At 39.4% G+C, this 23,268-nt stretch carries 17 protein-coding genes and 7 tRNA genes; 16 read left to right on the forward strand and 8 right to left on the reverse strand.

Translation table 11 applies throughout. From position 1 onward, the window contains the following. Positions 1-558: 558 nt before the first annotated feature. The 16 genes from H5079_RS00405 (at position 559) to msrB (ending at position 19,878) form a co-directional block, all read left to right on the forward strand. Positions 559-2,124 carry a BCCT family transporter gene (locus tag H5079_RS00405; RefSeq protein ID WP_089367978.1) on the forward strand — a complete coding sequence of 522 codons (1,566 nt, stop codon included), beginning with the start codon at positions 559-561 and terminating at the stop codon, positions 2,122-2,124. A gap of 1,354 nt (positions 2,125-3,478) precedes the next feature. Further along, positions 3,479-3,649, forward strand: coding sequence for a hypothetical protein (locus tag H5079_RS00410; RefSeq protein WP_167376930.1), 171 nt, complete (start codon positions 3,479-3,481; stop codon positions 3,647-3,649). Between the two features lie 201 nt (positions 3,650-3,850). Then, positions 3,851-4,294, forward strand: coding sequence for a hypothetical protein (locus tag H5079_RS00415; protein ID WP_011327760.1), 444 nt, complete (start codon positions 3,851-3,853; stop codon positions 4,292-4,294). Between the two features lie 374 nt (positions 4,295-4,668). Beyond that, complete coding sequence (gene speA / locus H5079_RS00420) at positions 4,669-6,582, forward strand: biosynthetic arginine decarboxylase (RefSeq protein ID WP_011327761.1); 1,914 nt, start codon at positions 4,669-4,671, stop codon at positions 6,580-6,582. A 2-nt stretch (positions 6,583-6,584) separates the two neighbouring features. After that, positions 6,585-7,508, forward strand: coding sequence for an agmatinase (gene speB / locus H5079_RS00425; protein ID WP_011327762.1), 924 nt, complete (start codon positions 6,585-6,587; stop codon positions 7,506-7,508). A gap of 244 nt (positions 7,509-7,752) precedes the next feature. Further along, the gene (locus tag H5079_RS00430) at positions 7,753-7,962 is read left to right on the forward strand and encodes a DUF1656 domain-containing protein (protein ID WP_011327763.1); all 210 of its coding nucleotides are present in this window, start codon (positions 7,753-7,755) and stop codon (positions 7,960-7,962) included. Then, positions 7,962-8,822 carry an HlyD family secretion protein gene (locus tag H5079_RS00435; RefSeq protein WP_182683215.1) on the forward strand — a complete coding sequence of 287 codons (861 nt, stop codon included), beginning with the start codon at positions 7,962-7,964 and terminating at the stop codon, positions 8,820-8,822. Before H5079_RS00430 ends, H5079_RS00435 begins: the two co-directional genes overlap by 1 nt. Next, positions 8,822-10,873 (forward strand): FUSC family protein, encoded by a 2,052-nt coding sequence (locus H5079_RS00440; protein WP_089367979.1) that lies wholly within the window; start codon positions 8,822-8,824, stop codon positions 10,871-10,873. Before H5079_RS00435 ends, H5079_RS00440 begins: the two co-directional genes overlap by 1 nt. 67 nt (positions 10,874-10,940) lie before the next feature. Further along, on the forward strand, positions 10,941-11,672 hold the full coding sequence (locus tag H5079_RS00445) for an RNA methyltransferase (protein WP_182683216.1): 732 nt from the start codon (positions 10,941-10,943) through the stop codon (positions 11,670-11,672). Positions 11,673-11,725: 53 nt separating this feature from the next. Next, a complete protein-coding gene (gene smc / locus H5079_RS00450) occupies positions 11,726-15,139 on the forward strand; it encodes a chromosome segregation protein SMC (RefSeq protein WP_182683217.1) in 3,414 nt (1,137 codons plus the stop codon). 68 nt (positions 15,140-15,207) lie between these two features. Continuing rightward, a complete protein-coding gene (zipA, locus tag H5079_RS00455; RefSeq protein WP_179808210.1) occupies positions 15,208-15,954 on the forward strand; it encodes a cell division protein ZipA in 747 nt (248 codons plus the stop codon). An 81-nt stretch (positions 15,955-16,035) separates the two neighbouring features. Continuing rightward, positions 16,036-18,057 (forward strand): NAD-dependent DNA ligase LigA, encoded by a 2,022-nt coding sequence (gene ligA, locus H5079_RS00460; protein ID WP_182683334.1) that lies wholly within the window; start codon positions 16,036-16,038, stop codon positions 18,055-18,057. Continuing rightward, positions 18,050-18,394 (forward strand): DUF3392 family protein, encoded by a 345-nt coding sequence (locus H5079_RS00465; RefSeq protein ID WP_089367983.1) that lies wholly within the window; start codon positions 18,050-18,052, stop codon positions 18,392-18,394. The genes ligA and H5079_RS00465 overlap by 8 nt, the downstream gene beginning before the upstream one ends. Further along, positions 18,391-18,906 carry a DUF2919 domain-containing protein gene (locus tag H5079_RS00470; RefSeq protein WP_011327771.1) on the forward strand — a complete coding sequence of 172 codons (516 nt, stop codon included), beginning with the start codon at positions 18,391-18,393 and terminating at the stop codon, positions 18,904-18,906. Before H5079_RS00465 ends, H5079_RS00470 begins: the two co-directional genes overlap by 4 nt. A 2-nt stretch (positions 18,907-18,908) precedes the next feature. Beyond that, on the forward strand, positions 18,909-19,349 hold the full coding sequence (locus tag H5079_RS00475; RefSeq protein WP_182683218.1) for a hypothetical protein: 441 nt from the start codon (positions 18,909-18,911) through the stop codon (positions 19,347-19,349). Between the two features lie 88 nt (positions 19,350-19,437). Next, a complete protein-coding gene (gene msrB, locus H5079_RS00480) occupies positions 19,438-19,878 on the forward strand; it encodes a peptide-methionine (R)-S-oxide reductase MsrB (protein WP_011327773.1) in 441 nt (146 codons plus the stop codon). A 5-nt stretch (positions 19,879-19,883) separates the two neighbouring features. On the opposite strand, the gene H5079_RS00485 is transcribed toward msrB, so the two are convergent. From H5079_RS00485 to H5079_RS00520, 8 genes are all read right to left on the reverse strand, one after another. Continuing rightward, entirely contained in the window at positions 19,884-21,524 is a 1,641-nt protein-coding gene (locus tag H5079_RS00485; RefSeq protein WP_182683219.1) for a tetratricopeptide repeat-containing response regulator, read from the reverse strand. Between the two features lie 428 nt (positions 21,525-21,952). Beyond that, positions 21,953-22,043, reverse strand: a tRNA-OTHER gene (locus tag H5079_RS00490). A 57-nt stretch (positions 22,044-22,100) separates the two neighbouring features. Next, positions 22,101-22,176: transfer RNA gene (locus H5079_RS00495), tRNA-Val, on the reverse strand. A 56-nt stretch (positions 22,177-22,232) separates the two neighbouring features. After that, positions 22,233-22,308 (reverse strand) — tRNA-Val (locus H5079_RS00500). Positions 22,309-22,459: 151 nt separating this feature from the next. Further along, positions 22,460-22,535 (reverse strand) — tRNA-Val (locus H5079_RS00505). Between the two features lie 158 nt (positions 22,536-22,693). After that, positions 22,694-22,769 (reverse strand) — tRNA-Val (locus H5079_RS00510). Between the two features lie 151 nt (positions 22,770-22,920). Beyond that, positions 22,921-22,996, reverse strand: a tRNA-Val gene (locus H5079_RS00515). Positions 22,997-23,152: 156 nt separating this feature from the next. Continuing rightward, positions 23,153-23,228, reverse strand: a tRNA-Val gene (locus H5079_RS00520). Between the last annotated feature and the right edge of the window lie 40 nt (positions 23,229-23,268).

Raw genomic sequence — 23,268 nt, forward strand, 5'->3', positions numbered from 1 at the left:
TATTAAAGTAATAGAGCGCTTATTAAGCGCTTTTTTTATGTGTGTTATACGCGTTGCTAATAATTTAAAAACCATCAATAAGTTTATTCCAAACACTCTCTTAGTTATTTTACAAAAATACTATCAATACATATTAAATTTATTACGAGATTGATTATGCATTTGACTATTAATAAACTTAGCCTTATGTACCCTTTTTTATCGCAGTACTTTTGCATCTCTTTATTTATATTGCCATTTCTGTTTGCCTAGCCCCTTCAAAATTGTTGTTTTATATTTGTTTATTATTAAAAATAGCTGTAAGCAAGGCTTTGCTATTGTGTAAATTCACTATTAATAATTAGAGTACCGTTGGATTAGGTTGCTGAAAAGGGTAAAATATTCACAAATTGGCAGTTAAGATATTTGTTATGGCATTTTCTAAACTCGAAATAAAGCAAGATCGAAAGATAATTTAACCTTTTGATTAGCGTCGCTTCATTGTGTAATTTCGTATTTAGGGTGGGTGTTGTGGTATGTCGCTATGTCGGTAACTAAAAATCCATCAGGAGACGATAAATGAGTACCACTGGAGTAACAAAACAACATGAGGATGAGCATTCATCTACAATAAAGTATTTGGCAGGGGTTGATATACCGGTATTTTTAATCAGTGGTGGCATCCTTGTGCTATTTGCTGTGCTAGCACTTTATGATATTGATTTGATGTCGGGTTGGATCAATACCGCCTTTGCTTTTTCTACTAAAACGTTTGGTGCCTTTTGGCAAATATTATTGCTTTCGACCTTTATAATTGGGTTGTTTTTAGCCTTTGGACGTACCGGGAAAGTGGTATTAGGTGGCTTAAAAAAGCCAGAGATTACTACCTTTAAGTGGATCAGCATTATTATGTGTACACTCCTTGCTGGTGGCGGGGTGTTTTGGGCTGCTGCTGAGCCAATGGCACATTTTATTTCGCCGCCGCCAATTTTTGGTGGTGAATCAGGCACTAAAGAGGCTGCATTTAATGCTTTAGCGCAAAGCTTTATGCATTGGGGTTTTTTAGCCTGGGCTATTTTAGGCAGCCTGACTGGCATAGTGTATATGCATTTACATTACGAAAAAGGTTTACCGCTTAAGCCGCGTACTTTGTTGTATCCGGTATTTGGCGATCGCGTAATGAAAGGCGCATTTGGTGCTATTGTCGATTCGTGTTGTGTTATAGCTGTAGTAGCAGGCACGGTAGGCCCTATTGGCTTTTTAGGCTTGCAAGTAAGTTTTGGTTTAGAAAAACTATTTGGTATTCCAGATACTTACACCACTCAAGTGGCCATTTTATTTAGTTTAATTGCAATTTATACTCTATCTGCCGTAAGTGGTGTTACTAAAGGAATTCAATTACTCAGTCGCTTTAATGTGATTTTAGCCGTGGCGTTAATGCTGTTTATTTTGCTGATGGGGCCTACAGCCTTTATTTTTGATAGCTATATTCATTCGTTTGGGCTTTATATTAATAACTTTATTCCTATGGCCACTTTTCGTGCCGATACCGCTTGGTTAGACTGGTGGACAGTATTCTTTTGGGGCTGGTTTTTAGGTTACGGACCTTTAATGGCTATGTTTGTTGCACGAATTTCGCGCGGCCGTACTATTCGTGAAATGATCACACTTATCTCAATAATTGCTCCTGTTATTACTTGTTTTTGGTTTACGATAGTGGGTGGTTCAGGAATATTTTTTGAGTTAGCAAACCCGGGTGTTATTTCAGAACCCTTTGCGGGCTTAAATTTACCCGCTGCGCTGTTGGCCATTACTGAGCAGCTGCCTATGGGCTTTGTTATATCGGTGTTGTTTTTAATTTTAACCACAATATTTGTAGCAACCACGGGTGACTCTATGACCTACTCGGTATCTATGGTAATGACAGGTAACGATCATCCGCAAACACCCATTAGAGTGTTTTGGGGCATTATGATGGGAGTTATGGCAGCAATATTAATTTCGATAGGTTCTGGTGGTATTTCTGCACTGCAATCGTTTATTGTAGTAACCGCCGTACCAGTGTCTTTTGTGTTGTTACCATCACTTTGGACGGCTCCACAAATTGCGAAAAAAATGGCTACTGAGCAAGGTTTATATAAATAATACAGCTAATATTAGGGCATAAAAAAGGGCGCCAATATTATTGGCGCCCTTTTTTGTTATTACTTAGATTTTCTCTTTCTTGGTTTTGCAACTTCAACAGTATTTGATTCTTTCAGTTTACGTTTTTCTTTTAACGATAAAGCGGGTTTTTTCTTATCATTTTTAGACATATTCACCACCTAAACAATAAATAATAGATTAATTTAAAATGCTTTTTTCACAAACTAAAAACCTAACAACAATCAAGGTAAGTTACCTCCAGACTTTGTCGAAAATAAACGTTAGTTACTTATAAATTATTCGCATTAAAAGTGGAGCGGGGTTAGTTTCCTTCTACCGATAAGCCGGCTGATCCACGTTCGGCTTCATCGTAAATAACCACCGCAGCTCACTTTATTTGCCTAATTAAAGGCATAGCTAATAACATTAAAAGTTAGCGTTACTTAAAGTAACTTAAGCCTTTCTCTTTTTCCTTGGCTTTGCTACTTCTGTTGTATTCGATTCTTGTTTTAACTTACGTTTTTCTTTTAACGATAACTGTGGTTTTTTCATATCATTTTTAGACATATCATCACCTATTAATAAATAACAAATTAATTACTTCTGCTTTTAGTAAACTAAAAATTAAAGAAACAATATCAATCGGCTATTCACCTCCTTTAATAAGATTAAATAATTACTGATCTTCGTTTATATTGCTTAAAACTAAACGAAGAAACTTTATGCTTTTACTGTATTTAATAACCAAATTTGCCACACGCTAAACAATAGCGCATAAATAATATTGATAATAAAAACACAGTAATATTTAAATCTCACTTTAATCTAGGCGATAGAAAGCTTGCCGAGAATGGCCTAAATTAAAAGTTAAATTAAAAATTAATAGTAAATTCTGTGAAACAGATGGACGCAGAGAAGCGTCCGCTTAAGCGGGGAATTTTAGGGCGAAGCTCCCCAAACAAATAATATAATTAAATAAAAAAATATATGTTTTCATAGCTCCAATATAGCAGCTTAAATAATAACTTCAAGCTCTCTTAGATGCTTTAATTAAAGATTAAATTTATGGGTTAAATAACCATTATTTTTAAACTGAAAGCAGTACTCATTTAAGTATTAATTTAGTTAAGGTATTGTTTTAAATTGGTTTATATTCTACGCGTTTGGCTTGTAAGGGGGCGGTAATATTAACCAACACTTTTAAAGAGTATGACGGCCTTGAATGTAATACGTAATTATAGCGGAAAAATATTTTTAGATTATTTAAAAATGATTACGTAGCAATACTTTAAGTTATTTGTTAAAACTATTAAATTATTATCCTAGGTATAAATGTGAGTATAAGGAGTATTTTATGTCGAAAAAAGTAGTAACTTTTGAATACGAAAAAGAAACAAAAAACAGTGTTCGTTACAAAGAAGTCCCAGATGAAGGCGTTGCCCCTATTGTTGGATCTTTGTATGTTCAGAAGTGGTTTGCTGGGAATAGCAAAACGCTTGAAATAACGATAGATAAAAAAGACTAATTAGCGGCATTATTTTTGCGCCATGTGTTTGTTTAGGTAAAAGCGACTAATAAATACTACGTTTTATTTAAGGGCGCATAATATATTTTTAAACTAATAAAGTTGCTTATAGCGTATTATAGTAGCTCATTTATTGTTAATATTAGGCTTAAGTAAAAGTACGCTAGCCTCACAAATTTGATTAACAAGGAAGTTGTATAGATGAAGTATTTTGTTTTAATTTCTATTTTAATTCTTAGTGGGTGTACATCAACACCTAAAGTTATATCTAACTCGGATATAACCAGCACTATGAATTTAATTGCCCTCACCGAAGAAGTCGCTCCTGCAGGAATAAAAGGCGTATTTAAGTTATCAATAAAGGCGGCGGGCATTCAAAACAGTGGTATCTATTTAAATACAGAATTGGATTATAGAGATAGAAGAAATGTGAGTGTCGCTATTCACCCTAGAACAGTAAATGCTTTTATAAAAAAGTATGGAACTTCGCCCGATTTATATTTTATTAATAAAACAGTTGAAGTTACGGGCGAGGCTAAACGTATGATAATTGATTTTTACGCTATGGGTAAAAAAACAGGAAAGTACTATTTTCAAACGCATATAAATATAACATCACTCAATCAGATAAAAGTATTGGACTAGGTGAGTTATTAAATAAGCTATAATTTGTCGGGTGGCGCTGCGTTTATCCGACTTTAGCTTGTACCCTGTTTTTATTTTAATATCGCTAATATTGGCTTTTCAAGCCGCAATTTAGCAACTAATTTTACGCTATATATCTGCAATCCTTAATAACAAAAGTTGTAATAAAAGCCGTATATTAAGCGCAATTTAGATTCTTCCTTTATGTTACCTGCCTCTGAGGCGCTATGATCTTTAGCGTTACTTTGTTTCTAATTTTTAACATTAAAATTTACTCGTTACGAGTAAAAATTCTTGTTGGACTTAAACCGCTATTTTTCTTTTAATGCGCGCAATTAGCCAGTTCGGCATTTCTAAATAAAAGAGAAAGATAAATGAAAGAAACAACATCACTAGAACAAGCTCGTACGAGCTACAATGTTCGTCATTGGAGCCAAGGTTTTTTTGGTATTAATGAACAAGGTGATGTATATGTTGCCCCTAAAGCCGATGCGCCAGAGCAAACTATTGCACTGACGGACATTGCTAAGCAACTAGAAGATAAAGGCTTAAGTTTGCCTGCATTAGTACGTTTTCCGCAAATATTACATCATCGTGTGCACAGCTTATGTGCTGCATTTAATACCGCGATTGCAGATTACGGCTACCCTAAAGATTATTTATTAGTTTACCCAATTAAAGTAAACCAACAGCGTGAAGTGGTTGAAGAAATTGTTGCCAGCCAAGCACAACTAGAAAAAAAACAACTAGGTTTAGAAGCAGGTAGCAAACCAGAGTTATTAACCGTACTTGCATTGGCTGAAAAAACCAGTGCGGTGATTGTATGTAACGGTTACAAAGACAAAGAATATGTACGCTTAGCGCTAATAGGCGAAAAGCTAGGCCATAAAGTATACATAGTGCTTGAAAAGCTCTCTGAACTCGACATGGTTCTTAGCCAAGCTAAAGAATTAAATGTAAAGCCACGCATTGGTATTCGCGTGCGCTTGGCATCGCAAGGTAAAGGTAAATGGCAAGCAAGTGGCGGCGAAAAATCAAAATTTGGTTTATCGGCATCACAAGTTTTGCATGTGGTTAATCGTTTGAAAGAATCGGATCAACTTGATTTAGTCCAGTTGGTGCATTTTCACTTAGGTTCGCAAATGGCGAATATTCGTGATGTACGTTTAGGTGTAAGCGAAGCAGCACGTTTTTACTGCGAGTTACGTAAACTAGGTGCAAAAATTGAGTGTCTTGATGTGGGCGGTGGTTTAGCTGTTGACTACGATGGTACTCGTAGCCAGTCACATAACTCAATGAACTATAGCTTAGCTGAATACGCTAACAATATTGTGTACACCATAGGCGACATTTGTAAGCAGTATGAACAGCCGTTTCCAACTATTATTTCGGAGTCGGGGCGGGCATTAACCGCGCACCATGCTGTGCTTATTTCAAATGTGATTGGTACTGAAAGTTATACACCTGAAGAAATTGAAGCACCGGCTGATGATGCCCCGCAGTTACTTAAAAATATGTGGATGTCGTGGCAGCAATTGCATGTATTAACTGATGACCGTGCATTAATTGAGATTTATCACGATAGCCAAGGCGATTTAGCCGAAGCACATAATCAGTTTGCAATGGGGTTACTAAACTTAACCCAGCGTGCGTGGGCTGAGCAAACAAATTTACGCGTGTGTTATGAGCTTAATAAGCACATGGACAACAAAAACCGTTTTCATCGGCCAATAATTGACGAGCTTAATGCACGTTTAGCCGATAAGTTTTTTGTAAATTTCTCGTTGTTTCAATCACTGCCAGATGCGTGGGGAATTGATCAGGTGTTTCCGGTGTTGCCATTAAGTGGCTTAACCGAAGCGCCAAAAAAACGTGCAGTATTACTGGATATTACTTGTGATTCTGACGGTGCACTTAATCATTATGTTGATGGTCAAGGCATTGAAAGTACACTACCAGTACCTGAGTTTAGTGCAGATAAACCATATTTAATGGGGTTTTTCTTGGTGGGTGCTTATCAAGAAATATTAGGTGATATGCATAATTTATTTGGCGATACGCACAGCGCTATGGTGAATATGGATGAGCACGGCGTAGCCAGCATTACCGAAATAAACCAAGGCGATACAGTAGCCGATATGATGCGTTACGTGCATTTAGACGTTGAGAGTTTTCAGCAGTCGTATCAGCAGTTGGTAAGTAGCAAAATTGCAGAACACGAACAGCAAAGCGTTTTAGATGAATTGCAAAATGGCCTTGATGGCTACACTTATTTAGAAGAGCTATAAGTATGTCGACTTTGTTTGATCATCCAGATCACTCATTGTATTCCAATGGGATGACCTTTTTACGTTGTCCTATGGTGCAAAATATTACCGCGATTGACGCTGATGTAGTAGTGCTTGGTTTACCATTTGATATGGCGACCTCGGGTCGCCCAGGTGCACGTTTAGGCCCAGACGCGATTCGTCGTGCATCGGTGCATTTAGCGTGGGAAGGCACTAAGTATCCATGGACGTTTCCATTATTTGAGCATTTAAAAGTGGCCGATGCTGGAGACTTTACTTATCCGGTAGGCGATGCTGAGTATTTTACGGCGCAGCTTGAACAAGCCGCGAGTAAAATATTAAGCCAAGGTAAAACCTTGTTAGGGCTAGGTGGCGATCATTTTGTGACTTTACCATTGCTACGTGCGCATGAAAAACAACATGGCAAAATGGCTTTGGTGCACTTTGATGCGCACACAGATACTTACAGTAATGGCTCACGCTACGACCACGGTACCATGTTTTATCATGCACCAATGGAAGGGTTAATTGATTTAGAGCACAGTATTCAAATTGGTATTCGCACCGACTTTGATCAAAGCAAGCATGGGTTTGCAGTGATTGATGCCATGCAAGCCAACGATTTATCGGCAAACGATATTGCTGCGCAAATAATTGCGCGAGTAGGTGATTTACCGGTTTATTTAACCTTTGATATTGATTGCCTTGATCCTGCGTTTGCACCTGGTACAGGCACTCCCGTGTGTGGTGGTTTAACATCAGACAAAGTACTTAAAATATTACGTGCTTTAAAAGGCATTAATATGGTAGGTATGGATGTAGTAGAAGTATCGCCAGCGTATGATCAAAGTGAAGTAACCGCCATTGCTGCAGCAACCATTGCGCATGAGCTTTTGCACTTATGGGCATATAAAAATAAGTATTAAACTAAATTAAACTAAAGAAAATACTAATAAATAGGGCACCCTTAAAGCGTGCCCTATTTTTTTGCGCCCCATAAAAGTAGTATAATTTTTTAGTCGTGTTTATTTAATACCGTTATGCAGTAATTTGGTGTTATTTAACCTGAATTTAGGTTATTTACATATCATTCTATTATAAGCTCGTCAGGCTCAGTCTATACTGAGCTTAATTATCCACTTATAAAAACTAAAATAGGATACCTTTTTTATGCTTCAGGCTGTTGTTTTAGGAGGGCTAGAATTTAGTCCTTTGGTTGTTTATTTTCCCATAGCATTTTTATTAACAGCGCTGAGTCGTTTTATTTTGCACCGTTTAGATTGGCACGATCGCATTTGGCGGGTTGCCTGGTTTGAGGTGTCTTTATTTGTATGTTACTTAGCATTAACCGTATATTTATTAAGTGGAAGAATAATTTAATGGCCAAATATTTACGTATTTTAGTTACAGTACTGGTTATTTTTATGGCCGTATTTGCAGGGCGTTGGGTATGGAATGATTACATGCATACACCATGGACCCGCGATGGCCGCATTAGAGCCAATATAGTTACGGTAGCGCCAGATGTGTCTGGTTGGGTAACTGATTTAAACATGATTGACGGGCAAAGTGTAAAGCAAGGGGATCTGCTTTTTAGTGTTGATGCTAAGCGTTATCAGGCAGCGCTAGAGCGCAGTAAAGCCAGTACCGAAAATGCATTATATACCTGGGAGCTTGCTAAGCATAAATACGAGCGTCGAATAGCATTAAACAGCCAACAAGCAATTAGTGAAGAAAGTTTAGAAGCAACGCGAATTAATACAAAAATAGCAAAAGCAAACTATGAACTCGCTAAAACAGAACAAGCAGTAGCGCAGTTAAACCTTGATAGAACCCAAGTTGTTGCACCTGTGTCGGGTTACATAATTAACTTAGATTTACGCCAAGGCAATTATGTTGCTCAAGGCGTGTCGGTATTTGCCATTGTACAAGCCGACTCTTTTTATGTAACAGGCTACTTTGAAGAAACCAAAATCCCTCTTATTCATTTAAAGCAACACGCAAATGTAGCTTTGTTAAGTGGTGGTAAACCTTTAACTGGTCAGGTAATGAGTATAGGTAAAGCAATTGCTAATACTAATACGCAAAGTAATGGCCAGCGTTTACCACAAGTTCAGCAAACCTTTAACTGGGTACGCTTATCGCAGCGCATTCCGGTGGATATTAAATTAGACGCGTTTCCTGCAGATACTCAGCTTAGTGCCGGAATGACCGCAACTATTCGACTTGTTGAGCGCTAATGGAGGCTGTGCTGCGTAACCTATTTTTACCTAAAAAGCAGGCTGTTATTTTTGCACTAAAAGGCGTAATTGCTATGGCAATGGCGCTTACAGTTGCTTTGTTTCTTAATTTAGATCGCCCTTACTGGGCTTTAGTTTCAGCGGTGTTTTTACAAATACGCCCAGAGAGTGGCTTAGTGGCCGAAAAAGCTCTGTGCCAAATAGTAGGCACTGTTATAGGCGGCTTGTTTGGCATATTACTATTAACGCAGCTTATATCTTACCCTTACTTAGCACTGGGCATACTGGGGTTGTGGTTGGGTATTAACTCAACGTTATCGGCTTTGGTTAGGCAAACAAATTTTATTTATGGGTTTGCTATGGCGGCGGTTACCGCCGAAATTATAGTGTTACTGGTAATAGCAAGCCCTACCACCGTAAGTAGCCAAGCTGTATTTAGTATTGCCCAATCGCGTATGAGCGAAATTATAATTGGCTCAATTTGCGCCGGCATTGTGAGCCATTTATTTTGGCCAGTAAAAGTGAAGAATGGGCTGCAAATTCAGGCAAAGTCATTAATAAACCAAACCCTTAATTACCTAGTTACTGAGCTAAACATACAAGGCTCGCACGAAGAACGACACCAGCAAATAGATGGCATTTTGGCAACCTTAGGCGCAGTTAACGAAGATTCTAGCGCGGTGCGTTACGAAGGCCCTAAAGGTCCTGGGCGCGCTCGTGCAGCAAATCAACTGTCGCAAAAAGTATTATCTTTACTGGCGTTAATTCAAATATTTGGCCGTTTACAACGTAGCCATACAAAATTGATGAGCCCGCTACTGACTCAATTATTTACTCAGCTCAAACAGGTTTTAGCAAATATAGCGCAAGCAAACAGTGTTGATGATTGCATAGAACAAGTAAAAAACTTGCGCCGAGAGTTAACCGAATATCGTGCGAATAACAGCAGTGAGCTGCCCTTTGAATCGCATATGCTCAATGTTAGTGTTGATATAACCACAGAGTTAACAGTGTTGCTGCGTGCTTATCGCGCCCTTGAAGAGCGCGATACAAGGCTGCTAAATGCACCTAGCACAGTAACTTACCGTGATCCGTTAGCGGCAATAATTGTTGGGTTTCGCACCGTTATGGTGTTTTTTATTGGCGCGTGTATTTGGGTAAGCACAGGATCGCCGGCAGCAATAATGATTATGATTTTACCGGTGATATTTTCAATTATGTTAGCGCGTTTTCCACTCATTGTTTTGCGTGTGGTGTTAAAGCGGATAATGATTGGAGTTGTGGTTGCTAGTTTTGTCAGTATTTTTTATGCACTTAACTTATTAGCCTACAGTGGTGGGCAATTAGAAATACTCATATTGGTATTAGCTGGCCCTTACTTTATTGGTTTATTACTACTTGCCGATAGAGAAACCCTGCCTTACGGATTAGGCTTTTGTATACCGTTTTCTATTTTGGTGAGCCCAAGTACCGATATGAGCCGAGCATTTTCAATTGATTATACGCTGAGTGCGGCAATGGCTATTTTTACTGGGGTAGCTATTTTATTTTGGGTTTTTCATTTAATTACAGGGCCAAGCGCCCAGTTATTAGTGCATAGAATTTTTAAAGCAACCCATCAAGACCTGCTCGATATTAATAAACACAGTGCGCCTATTGTTTGGTATAACCAGCGGATGGCCGACCGATTATTACGACTCACTCATTACGACCAAGGTTCGCAGTCTCGCGCTATTACTGACTTGGCATTAACCGCATTAAATTTAGGCCACGCAGCAGTGCGATTACGCTCTGTGTGCGAAAACGTAGCAGGTAAAGATCTAAAATATTTTGCACTGTGGCAGCATGCTCTTGCCGATGCATTTTTGCTGGCAAGTAAAGGTCAAGTTGATCAGCGGTTTAAACATGCATGCGACGCGTTATATCAAGAGTTAGTGTGTATATTAGGAGAGTCGCAGCAGGTTGAGGCAATACAAGGAATGTTTATGCGGATTAACTTAACCTTTGAGCGCAGCGCCAATAGTATTAAGACCCCAAACTCACTACTTTAGCTATTTTTCGAGTTCAGAAGTAGGTATGAGATCTGCTATACTGTGCGCATCATTTTATGGGGCTGTTATGATTTCAAAAAACCAACTCAAACTTATTCGCCAACTTGGCCAAAAAAAGTACCGCAAGCAATTTAATCAATACCTTGTACAAGGTGAAAAAAACGTACTTGAGTTATTAAACAGCCCATTAAAGGCGGTTGATATATTTGCTACCGAGGCATTTATAAATACCTATCAAGCACAGTATCTGGGTATTAATTTTATTTGCGCCGAGGAAGAGCTGCTAACAAAAGCAAGTACGCTGGTTAGTAACAATGCCGCCATTGCTATTGTAAATATGCCACAAGCAGCACAACTACAAACCAGTGGCTTAATATTAGCACTTGATGGTGTATCTGATCCGGGCAATTTAGGCACTATTATTAGAGTTGCTGATTGGTACGGTATTAAACATATTGTAACCAGTACAGATAGCGCCGATGCATACAACCCTAAAACAATTAGTGCCACTATGGGCTCGTTTGTAAGAGTGTCGGTAAGCCAAGTCGATTTGCCTGCGCATTTAGCCACATTAAAATTACCAATTTATGGTGCCTTTTTAGACGGGGAAAATGTGCACAACACTCAATTTACAGGTTCAGGCGTGTTATTAATGGGCAGTGAGTCGCACGGTATACGCGAAACGTGTGCCAAATTAGTAACTGATAAAATAACCATACCGGCTTTTGGTCAGGCTGAGTCGCTGAACGTGGCTATGGCAACCGGTATTATTTTAGATAATTTTAAACGCCAAGCTTAAAACTAAAGCAAGGTTAATGTTTATAACCAATAATATTCGGTAATAACAAAAAGATGCGCTTAAGCACTATAAAATTGGCAGGCTTTAAATCGTTTGTAGAGCCAACTAAAATTCCATTTCCTGATCAAATGACCTGTGTTGTAGGCCCTAATGGCTGCGGCAAGTCTAATGTTATTGATGCAGTGCGCTGGGTGCTTGGCGAAAGCTCGGCTAAAAATTTACGTGGCGACGCAATGGCCGATGTTATTTTTAATGGCTCAACTAATCGTAAAGCTATTTCGCAGGCCTCGGTAGAGCTTACTTTTGATAACGACAAAGGCGACTTTCCTAATACCTTTGCCGATCGTAATCAAATTGCTATAAAGCGTTTAGTTACTCGCGATGGTCAGTCGTTGTATTTTTTAAATGGCAGTAAATGCCGCAAACGCGATATTACCGATATATTTTTGGGCACAGGCCTTGGCCCACGTAGTTACGCAATTATTGAGCAAGGCATGATCTCGCGCTTAATAGAGAGTAAACCGCAAGAGCTTAGGGTGTTTTTAGAAGAAGCCGCCGGGGTATCTAAATACAAAGAGCGCCGCCGCGAAACGCAAACTCGAATAAAAAGCACCCGTGAAAACTTAGAGCGCTTACTCGATGTACGCAAAGAGTTACAAAGTCAACTTACTAAGTTAGCGGTGCAGTCGGTTGATGCTAAAAAATACCGCGAGTTAAAAGCGCAAGAGCGAACGTTAAAAGGGCAAATTGCCGTTTTAAAATGGCAAAAACTACACCAACAACAACTCGAAAAAAGCCAACAAATAAATAAATTAAATGAGCAAGTTACGTTTTTTAAAACGGCTCATTCTGGTCACGACGACGTACTTGCAAGCTTAGAAACCCAAGTACAAGCCTCGCAAGAAAGCGTAAGTGATGCGCAACAGCAACAACATGTAATACACACTGAGCTTACGCGATCTGAGCAACAACAAATAAGCATAAAGCAACAAATTCAAACGCTTAAACAAAATCAGATTAAACTACAGCAGCGCCAAACGCATAGTTTAGAGCTTAAAACGCAGCAGCAAACAGTGTGCGAACAACTAGAACACGCTTTGCAGCAGGCAATAGAAAACAACTTAATGCGCAACGAGCAAGTAAGTGAGTTAAGCCAAGAGCTTGAGAGTGCTTTAGAGCTAAAGCAGCAACACACTGAGGATTGGCAATCGCTTAGCGAGCAACTGCAGCAACTTAATAATAAGTTGCAGATGCAAGCAAATAATATTGAGCAAACTCAGCAGCAAAGCAAACACGTTAATGAACAAAGTGAGCAGTTAAATAAGCAAATTACACACCTAAAAAGTAGCGATGTTGAACAGCAGTTAGCTTCTCAAAAACAACAAAGGCAAGTGCTTACTCAAGAGTTAGCAACTAAGCAAACGGCGCACAGTAAAGGCCAAATGCTGCTTTTAGAGCAAAGTTCGCAGTTAAACAATGCCGAGCAGCAATATAAGCAACTTAGCCAGCAAGCTAACGAGCTAAAAGCCAGTATCGCAGGACTAAGCAGTACATTAGGGCTCGATAATGAGAGCGAGCACCACAACACCTTATTTAACCAATTAAAGGTTAAAGACGGGTTTGAGCACTGTATTGAACAAGCACTTAAATCGCTTGAGCATTTAAATGTAAGTGAGCAGTCGGCAAATAATAGTGTGTGGCATAACGAATCAACAAAAAGCAATCAGGCAAATGTAAAAAATAGCTTAGCGGCATTTATAACTCAGGGGGTTTACCCTGAAGTATTGAGCCGTATTGTTTATAGTAAAAGTGGCGAACTTAAAGCATTAGAGGATAATTTTTATATTGCCGTAATGGATGAAACCGCCGCTTTGCATGGTCGGAACTGGCATATAAGCTCAGATCGAAATGCTGAAAACTCATTACTGGTAAAGCACAAGCAATTGCAGCTTAAAACAGCGCAGCTAAAAAATGTAGAGGGTGAGTTACAACTCGCAGCCCAAGTGCTTGAGCAGCAAAAAGCACTGCAAAGTGAGCTTAGTACGCAGCAAAGTGAACTTAAAGAAACCATACATCAGCTGGCTCAAAATATTGCCGTAGCGAGTACGCGCAACGATATGTTAAAAGAGCAAGTAGCGCAGTACCAGCAGCAATTGCAACAGTACCAAACGCAACAACAGCAATTAGTTACGCAGTTAGCACAAATAAAAGGGGTGCTTAAAGATCAAACAGTGCAGTTTGAAACACTTAAGCAGCAACAGTTAAGTTTAAGCAGTGATCTTGCTACTGCAAATAACAAGCGCACCCACAGTGATACAAATTATAGCCAAGTATTAGCTAGGCTTGAGCAATATAAAACGCAAGCTCATCAAGCAACGCTTGCAGAGCAACAGTCACGTAGCGAGTGGCAATTAAGCCAAGCTAAACTAAGCCATGCAGAGCAAGCGCATTTAAGTGCAGAGCAGGGTGCAAAAGAATTACACGATCAATTAACCCAGCTGCTAATACCCGAGCAAGAACTACTTGAAAAAATAGCCCAGTTACTTAAACAGCATGCGCAAGGCGAGAAAAACTTAAACACATTACAAAATAAATTAAACCAAGCAAAAGAGAGCTTAAGCACGAAGCAAGCGAGTCTTAAAAGTTCACAAGGTGAGCTGGTGGCGCTACAAGAGCAGCATCAAAAATTAAGCATAGAAGAGCAAAGTTTATTAATAAAAGCACAATTGGCGCTTGAACCGCTAGAAGAGTTAAAGCAAAACCTAAAGCAGGTGCTTGATGAGTTACCAGAAACACTCATTATAAGCACAGCACAAAATAAACTCGCAGATATTGTTAATCAGTTGGAGCGCTTAGGTGCGGTAAATTTAGCCGCTATTGATGAGTTTGATCAAGCCAAAGCGCGCAGCGAATATCTTGATAATCAATTAGATGACTTAACAAAAGCGCTGAGTACCCTAGAAGGGGCTATTCGTAAAATTGATATAGAAACCAAAACTCGCTTTAAAGCGACCTTTGATCAAGTTAACCAAGACTTTGCAAAGCTATTTCCAAAGGTTTTTGGTGGTGGAAGTGCTTATTTAGAATTAACCAGTGACGATTTACTCGAAAGTGGTGTTAGTATAATGGCACGACCACCAGGTAAAAAAAATTCAACAATTCATTTGTTAAGTGGTGGAGAAAAAGCGCTGAGCGCATTATCATTAGTGTTTTCTATATTCAGGCTCAATCCAGCTCCATTCTGTATGCTGGATGAAGTAGATGCACCGCTAGATGATGCCAACGTGGTACGTTTTTGCCGTTTGGTTGAAGAAATGTCACAATCGGTGCAGTTTATTTATATTAGTCATAATAAAATTGCGATGGAAATGGCTGGTAGATTAACAGGTGTTACCATGGCTGAGCCAGGTGTATCGCGCGTAGTGGCTGTAGATATTGAACAAGCTGTGCAACTTGCACACGCATAGTTAAATTAAACGTATTAGGTTTTAACTAATACACAGGTTTAGGCATATAAAATAAAAAAGGTGAGGGGATGGCCGAAGAATTAAGATGGGTTTTAATCGTGATCAGTGTATTTGTCATAGGTGGCTTATTAGTACACGGTTTATGGTCAGTGCGAAAAAAAGACAACCCAGAAATACCTGCTAACGAGCGGGTCGAACCACAACACACAGCTCACTCTCATTCGCCAAGTGCAGAGCCCGCACAGAGCGTTGCCTTTGAGCAAGAAGAACCACAATTTGGTGAACTAAATTTTGATGCCAACGAGCCGCAAATAGATACTAGCGTGCCAGAAGTGCCAATTGAAGATGACCTTAGTGTAATTGAGGCAGAGCATGACCTTGAGCCAAGCGAAGAGCCTGCAGAGGTTTCAGACTTTGTGATTGTGCATATTCAAATGCCAGATGGAATGAGCATGCAAGGCAGTAAATTACTGCCCGCGGTAAACACCTTAGGGTTTAAATACTCAGAGGAAGGCTTTTTTAATCGTCATTTAGATCCAGCAGGCCAAGGCCCGGTATTATTTAGACTAGTAAATATGTATAACCCAGGTACCTTCGATATTGATAATATGGAACAATTTAGTACCGCAGGCGTTAGCTTATTTATGACCTTACCGTGTGAAGGTGATGGCTTAGCAGCATTTAATATGCTGCACAGTGCAGCTAAAAAGCTTAGCGACGAATTTGGTGCGCAAATTTTAGATGCGCAGCGTGAAGAAATGACCGTAGATCGCGTTCGTCAATATGTTGAACAGGTACGTGCATTTTCTGCGTAATTAACGCAATAGGTTAAATTTTTATAAGCCACTGGGCGTTGACTCGTCAAAGTGGCTTTTTTTATGTTTTTTGAGGTCAAAATGGCAAGCAGCATTAGTGAGCAAATAAACCATCTTCGTAGTACGCTTGAACAGCACAGTTACAATTATTATGTACTTGATACCCCCAGTATTCCTGATGCTGAATACGACCGTTTATTACAACAACTCAGCGCACTAGAAACTCAGCACCCAGAATTAATAACTGCCGACTCACCAACCCAAAAAGTGGGCGGTGCTGCGCTAAGTAAATTTGAGCAAGTAGCGCACCAAGTGCCTATGTTATCGCTTGATAACGCCTTTAGCGAAGATGAGTTTATTGCCTTTAATCGCCGTATAAAAGAGCGTTTAATGAGTACCGAAGAGCTTACATTTTGTTGTGAGCCAAAACTAGATGGCTTAGCTGTGTCGATTATTTATCGTGATGGCGTACTAGTGCAAGCCGCGACCCGAGGTGATGGGTTGACGGGAGAAAATGTAACTCAAAACGTTAAAACAATTCGTAATGTGCCACTTAAATTACGAGGTAGCGATTATCCTGCTGAACTAGAAGTGCGCGGCGAAGTGTTTATGGATAATGCAGGCTTTGAAAAGTTTAACATTGAAGCTGAAAAACGTGGTGAAAAAGTATTTGTAAACCCACGCAACGCCGCCGCAGGTAGCCTGCGCCAGCTTGACTCTAAAGTTACGGCTAAACGCCCACTGATGTTTTATGCCTACAGCACAGGTCTTGTAGCCGACGGTAGCATTGCAGAGGATCATTATCAGCAATTAGAAAAATTGACTGATTGGGGGTTACCACTTTGCCCTGAAACAAAATTAGTAGAAGGCCCACAAGCTGCACTGGCTTATTATACTGATATTTTAACGCGCCGTGGCGAGCTTAAATATGAAATAGATGGCGTGGTAATAAAAATAAATCAAAAAGCCTTACAAGAGCGTTTAGGCTTTGTAGCACGCGCTCCGCGTTGGGCTATTGCTTATAAGTTTCCGGCCCAAGAAGAAATAACCAAATTACTCGATGTAGAGTTTCAGGTGGGGCGTACGGGAGCAATTACACCCGTTGCACGCTTAGAGCCGGTATTTGTTGGTGGTGTTACTGTATCAAACGCTACCTTGCACAATGGCGATGAAATAGCGCGCTTAGGCGTAAAAGTGGGCGACACGGTAATTATTCGCCGTGCAGGGGACGTAATTCCACAAATAACGCAAGTAGTACTTGAGCGCCGCCCTGATGATGCCCGCGATATTGAGTTTCCGGTAACTTGCCCAATTTGTGACTCCCATGTAGAAAAAGTAGAAGGTGAAGCCGTAGCGCGTTGTACTGGTGGTTTAGTGTGCCCGGCGCAACGTAAACAAGCGATTAAACACTTTGCTTCGCGCAAAGCACTCGATATTGACGGCCTTGGCGATAAAATTGTTGATCAACTCGTCGACAGAGAGCTGATTAAAACCCCTGCAGATTTGTTTATTTTAAAGCAAGGACATTTTGAATCGCTTGAGCGTATGGGGCCAAAGTCGGCTAAAAATTTGGTTACTGCGCTTCAAGACGCTAAAGCAACAACTTTGGCTAAGTTTTTATACTCATTGGGTATTCGTGAAGCAGGTGAGGCAACCACACAAAATTTAGCTAATCATTTCTTAACCCTTGAAAACGTAATAAATGCCAGCATTGATAGTTTAACTCAAGTAAGTGATGTGGGCGAAATAGTAGCAACCCATGTACGTAGCTTTTTTGCCGAACAGCATAATTTAGATGTTGTAAATGCGCTGGTAGAGCAAGGTATTAATTGGCCTGAACTTACTCCACCTTCAGCGCAAGAGCAGCCATTAGCTGGCCTTGTTTATGTGCTTACCGGTACCTTAAACACATTAAACCGTAATGACGCCAAAGCACGTTTGCAGCAGTTAGGTGCTAAAGTGTCGGGTAGTGTGTCGGCTAAAACCGATGCGTTAGTAGCAGGCGAAAAGGCCGGCTCTAAACTAACTAAGGCACAAGACTTAGGTATAGATGTACTGACAGAAGAAGATTTAATTAATTTATTAGAGCAACATAATGGCTGATTTATTAAATATATTAAATTCACTTTTAATTAACGTAGGGCAGTGGCTGCATAGTTATTTATATCATTTATCTATGCTGATAATGGTGTGCTTAGTGTCTTTATACGCAGGCGATATTATAAAGCTAACCAAAGGGCTGGTTGCACGTCGTCATTTTATAGTAAGAGTGCTGTGCTTTGTATTGATCACCGCCTTTGGATTTGGTTTTGTGGTTGTGTGGCTTAGCCCGCTACTGATTAAGGCGTTATTGTTTTTTGGCACTAAGTGGTTAGGTGTTACCTTGTTAGCAGCATTTTTTATATTGGGCACTATTGCCGATAGGAAAAATCAATTATGAGCCGCTATGGCCCAGAGTACTGGGATAAGTACGGCAGTTACCGTACACCCATCGCCTTTCATTTAAGTGTGCTGGTATTGTTACGAGCTTACTTTATTTGGATAGTGGCAGGGTTAAGCCGACGCCCAGAATTGGATTTGATGTCGATATTTTTTAAATCTAAAAACGATTTTTTTATTGCTATTGCCATTGGCGCTATAGCCATAGTACCAATTATTTTATTTTGTTTGCGTCGACCCCGCGAGTCTCATAAAAGTAGTGAACGCTTAGCTAAGATTTGGCGTTATATGCGCTGGCCTCTTATTTTGTGTGCGGTAATAGACTTAACTTGGTTAAGTATTCAAGCGGCTCATAGCTATTATCATTTTTCGTTATTTTTAGCGATTCAAATGGTGGTTGTATTATGGGTGCTGTGGTACTTAGCTAAAAGTCGTTATTTAACAGTGTTTTTTAATGATTGGCCTGAGCCTACCGAAAAAGCCGCAGCAGAAAAACGCCTTAATAAGGATTAAAAGTGGACGCTATAAATAAAAAAATAGCGGTGGTGGTGCTGTTTATAGGTGTGGCGCTTAGTGTGCAAATGCTAACTACAAAGCTTACAGAGCAGCCTTGGTTTATATTTTTATTTGTCTTATGGGTATTTGTTTTTTGCTCTTGTTGTTACCGATTAACCCCACTGTTTAAAACACGAAACCAAGTTAATGATTTTATTAAGCGCGATGCAAAACATTTAGTATTGTTTAGCTTAGCGGGATTTTTTGATAAAAAATCTGGCCCGCAGTGGTTAGCAATTAAAAATATTAAGCACCTTTCAACCCGCAATAATGAACTGCTAGTACACAGCTACCAGCAAACGCAATTTAGTATTAGTTTACCTGCGTCAAAAGTAGAGCTAGATGCTTTTTTACAGCAGATACTGACTAATTCAGAAAGACGAAGTATTACATTTGATTAAGTTGATCTTAAGCAAATGTAATAACATAATAATTAACCAATAAAGCTAAATACGATTTATAGCTAACCAAGCATTTAAAGAGGCTGTTATGTTGAAGTGGAATGATGTTATTAATTTTGCCAATAATGGCAATCCAACGCCGCCGAAAAAGGTTATTAAAACCGACGCTCAGTGGCAAGAGTTATTATCTGAAGATACCTATTACGTTACTCGTAAAAAAGGCACTGAGCGACCGCACAGCTCCGGTAGCTGCACATTGTTAGAGCCAGGCAAGTATATATGTATATGTTGCGATAACTTATTGTTTGACGCAGATGAAAAGTTTGATAGCGGTACGGGTTGGCCTTCGTTTACAAAACCCGCAACAATAGAAGCTGTTGCCTATATTAGTGATAACACTCATGGGATGCAGCGTATTGAAGCAGTATGTAATGTGTGCGATGCGCACTTAGGTCATGTGTTTCCTGATGGCCCATTACCGACTGGCCTGCGATACTGCGTTAATGCCGCGTCAATGAAAAAGCTTTAACGCGTTTAGTCGACTTGAATATCTAGCTGCATATCTTTTGCTTTATGCAAAATATTATTTAAACGCTGCGCCTGATCTGCAGGTAGTTTAGCTTTGCTCAGTAAGGCGTAGCATTTTTTAGCAAGCCCCATATTAAACGAATCCCCCCCTTGTTGCTTGGTCGAATCAAACAAGCACTGTAATAAGTTAAGTGCGATACTCTGATTACGAGGCATCACCCTAAATGCTTGAGTAAATGCTTCTAGTGCCGTATTTAATTGCCCTCTATTAAATTGATTCACAGCATGGTTGTTTAACTCTTTAGGCCCCATTTTAATATCACGACGCTCGCTTTGTTGTTGTTGAATATAACGTAAATAGGTTGTGTCGCTTACACTTGGATGACGCTGGCAATGCGTAATTATTTGGGCAAATAAATTTTGGGCTTTTTGATGAAAGCCAAGTTCGTGAAATGCTTTTGCTTTATCGAGTGCGCCGTCTACAGAGCGAATTTGTGTATCATCTTCATCAAGCTGCTCTATTAGTCGCTTAGCTTTTTGATGTTCATCTTTTAAGTAGTGTAGGCGTGCGTTTAATACATCGATTTGCGCCTGGTTTACATTATTAGGAAACTGCTTTTTTAAATCATTAATATATTGATTAGTTTGGCGAGAAATTCGTTGTATTTGATCCGTTTGATCTGTGGTTAGCGCAAAGTCGATACCGGCACGCGCCGCATTTAAATAAATATCTGGGCTATCGTGAATTGAGTATTTTGCATAGCTTGCAATATCTTTTTGGGTTAAATAGCTCTTTTCATAATCGTGATTAATTAACGATACATTACTCAAAGACTTTTGACGCATAATATTAAGAGGAGCAATATCCGCAGCCTGGCTTAAAAACTCTTGTGCGAGCTCAAATTGATTAAGTTTTATTTCTAAACGACCTAATAAATCAAGCGCGATTAAACGAGTTTCGTTGCGCTCTAACATGGTTTTAAGCATGCGCTGGGCTAAAATATGTTCATTATTTTCTATCAGTGCTTCTACTAAACCTACTTTAGCCCATGCAAATTTTTGGATATCGAGTACCGACTTAAAAAAGTCTTTGGCCTCTTGGTTACGATTAAGGCGTAGTAGGGCATCACCTTTTAATCGCAGTAAAATAGGGCTGTAGTTGTTGTTTTTATTTAATGCTGCACTTATGTACTTAAGTGCTTTGGAATCATTACCGTCATCAATAAAGTTGTAAACTGTTTGTAAATCACGTTTACGTTTTAAAATACGCTCTATACGTATTTTAAGCTCTTGTGCTGTAAATGGTTTAACCAAAAAATCATCGGGTTGTAATTCAAGAACACTATGTACAAGCGAGCCACTTGTTTCTGCAGAAATAAAAATAAACCCAGTGGAGCTTTTAATTAACTGCTTTATTCGCAATTCCTCATAAAGCTGATAACCATCTTGATGCTTATTTAGATTGAATGAGCATACAATTAAATCAAATTGCTCGTTTATACACTGCTCTTTTGCCGAGTTAGCATGATCTGCAAATCGTAACTGTCCAAAGCCAAGCTTTTCTAGCGATTGTTTCATATAGCTTTGGGCGAGCGGTTGCTCCTCCACTATAAGTATTTTGGCTGTTGAATAGATCTTTGTTGGCATTTGGCTTAACAGTGATTACGTGTAACACAGACTATAATCAACAGTTTAGCTGCTTACAAGGGAATTTAGGTTATTACTCAACTTTATTAAGTACTTAATATGCATTCATAGGCTTATATGTGGTGGGTAATACTTAGCTTGATACCTGCGACCCTTGCCATTCGTTATAAAGGGCGGCGATGCTCTTTTTCTTTCAACTGAGCTAATTGCCCAAAAGGATTTATATATTATTTAAGTATTTGATGGAGATATTACGAGATACTAAGAAGTGTTTATATGTGGTGGGTAATACTTAGCTTGATACCTGCGACCCTCGCCATTCGTTATAAAGGGCGGCGATGCTCTTTTTCTTTCAACAGAGCTAATTTCCCAAAAGGACTTTTATATTATTTTAGTATTTTATGGAGATATTAAGAAGTGTTTATATGTGGTGGGTGATACTGGACTTGAACCAGTGACCCTCGCCATTCGTTATAAAGGGCGGCGATGCTCTTTTTCTTTCAACTGAGCTAATTACCCAAAAGGACTTTTATATTATTTTAGTATTTAATGGAGATATTAAGAAGTGTTTATATGTGGTGGGTGATACTGGACTTGAACCAGTGACCCTCGCCTTGTAAGGGCGATGCTCTCCCAACTGAGCTAATCACCCACATATAAAATAGGTATAACGCTTAATTAAATGCTTTAAACATTTAAGCTGTAATTTGGTGGGTGATACTGGACTTGAACCAGTGACCCTCGCCTTGTAAGGGCGATGCTCTCCCAACTGAGCTAATCACCCAAATTACATTATTAACTATCAAGGGTGATAGTTAATACTGGATTTTAACCAGTGAACACTGCCTTTACTTGTAAATAGCGGCGATGCTCTCTTTTTTCTAACTGAGCGAATCACCCATTTAGATTTTTGTAATATGCACCACTGTAAATAGTGGTGGGTCGTACTGGACTTGAACCAGTGACCCTCGCCTTGTAAGGGCGATGCTCTCCCAACTGAGCTAACGACCCATATTACATGCTACTACCTATACAGATAGTACTGGACTTTAACCAGTGAACTTCGCCATTACTTGTAAGTAGCGGTGATGCTCTCTTTTTGTAACTGAGCTAACGACCCATATTAAAATTTTAAAACGCGACTATTATATAATAATAGATTTTATATGTGGTGGGTGATACTGGACTTGAACCAGTGACCCTCGCCTTGTAAGGGCGATGCTCTCCCAACTGAGCTAATCACCCACATATAAATTAAAACGCTACTATTAAAATAAATAGTACTGGATTTTAACCAGTGAACACTGCCTTTACTTGTAAATAGCGGCGATGCTCTCTTTTTTCTAACTGAGCTAATTACCCATTTAGATTTTTGTAATATACACCATTTTAAAAATGGTGGGTCGTACTGGACTTGAACCAGTGACCCTCGCCTTGTAAGGGCGATGCTCTCCCAACTGAGCTAACGACCCATATTACATGCTACTATCTATAGATAGTACTGGGCTTTAACCAGTGAACTTCGCCATTACTTGTAAGTAGCGGTGATGCTCTCTTTTTGTAACTGAGCTAACGACCCATATTACAATTTTAAAACGAGACTATTATATAATCATAGGTTTTATATGTGGTGGGTGATACTGGACTTGAACCAGTGACCCTCGCCTTGTAAGGGCGATGCTCTCCCAACTGAGCTAATCACCCACATATAAATTAAAACGCTACTATTAAAATAAATAGTACT

Origin of the sequence: Pseudoalteromonas sp. SG44-5 (assembly GCF_014164175.1) — a bacterium.
Taxonomy (GTDB): domain Bacteria; phylum Pseudomonadota; class Gammaproteobacteria; order Enterobacterales; family Alteromonadaceae; genus Pseudoalteromonas; species Pseudoalteromonas nigrifaciens.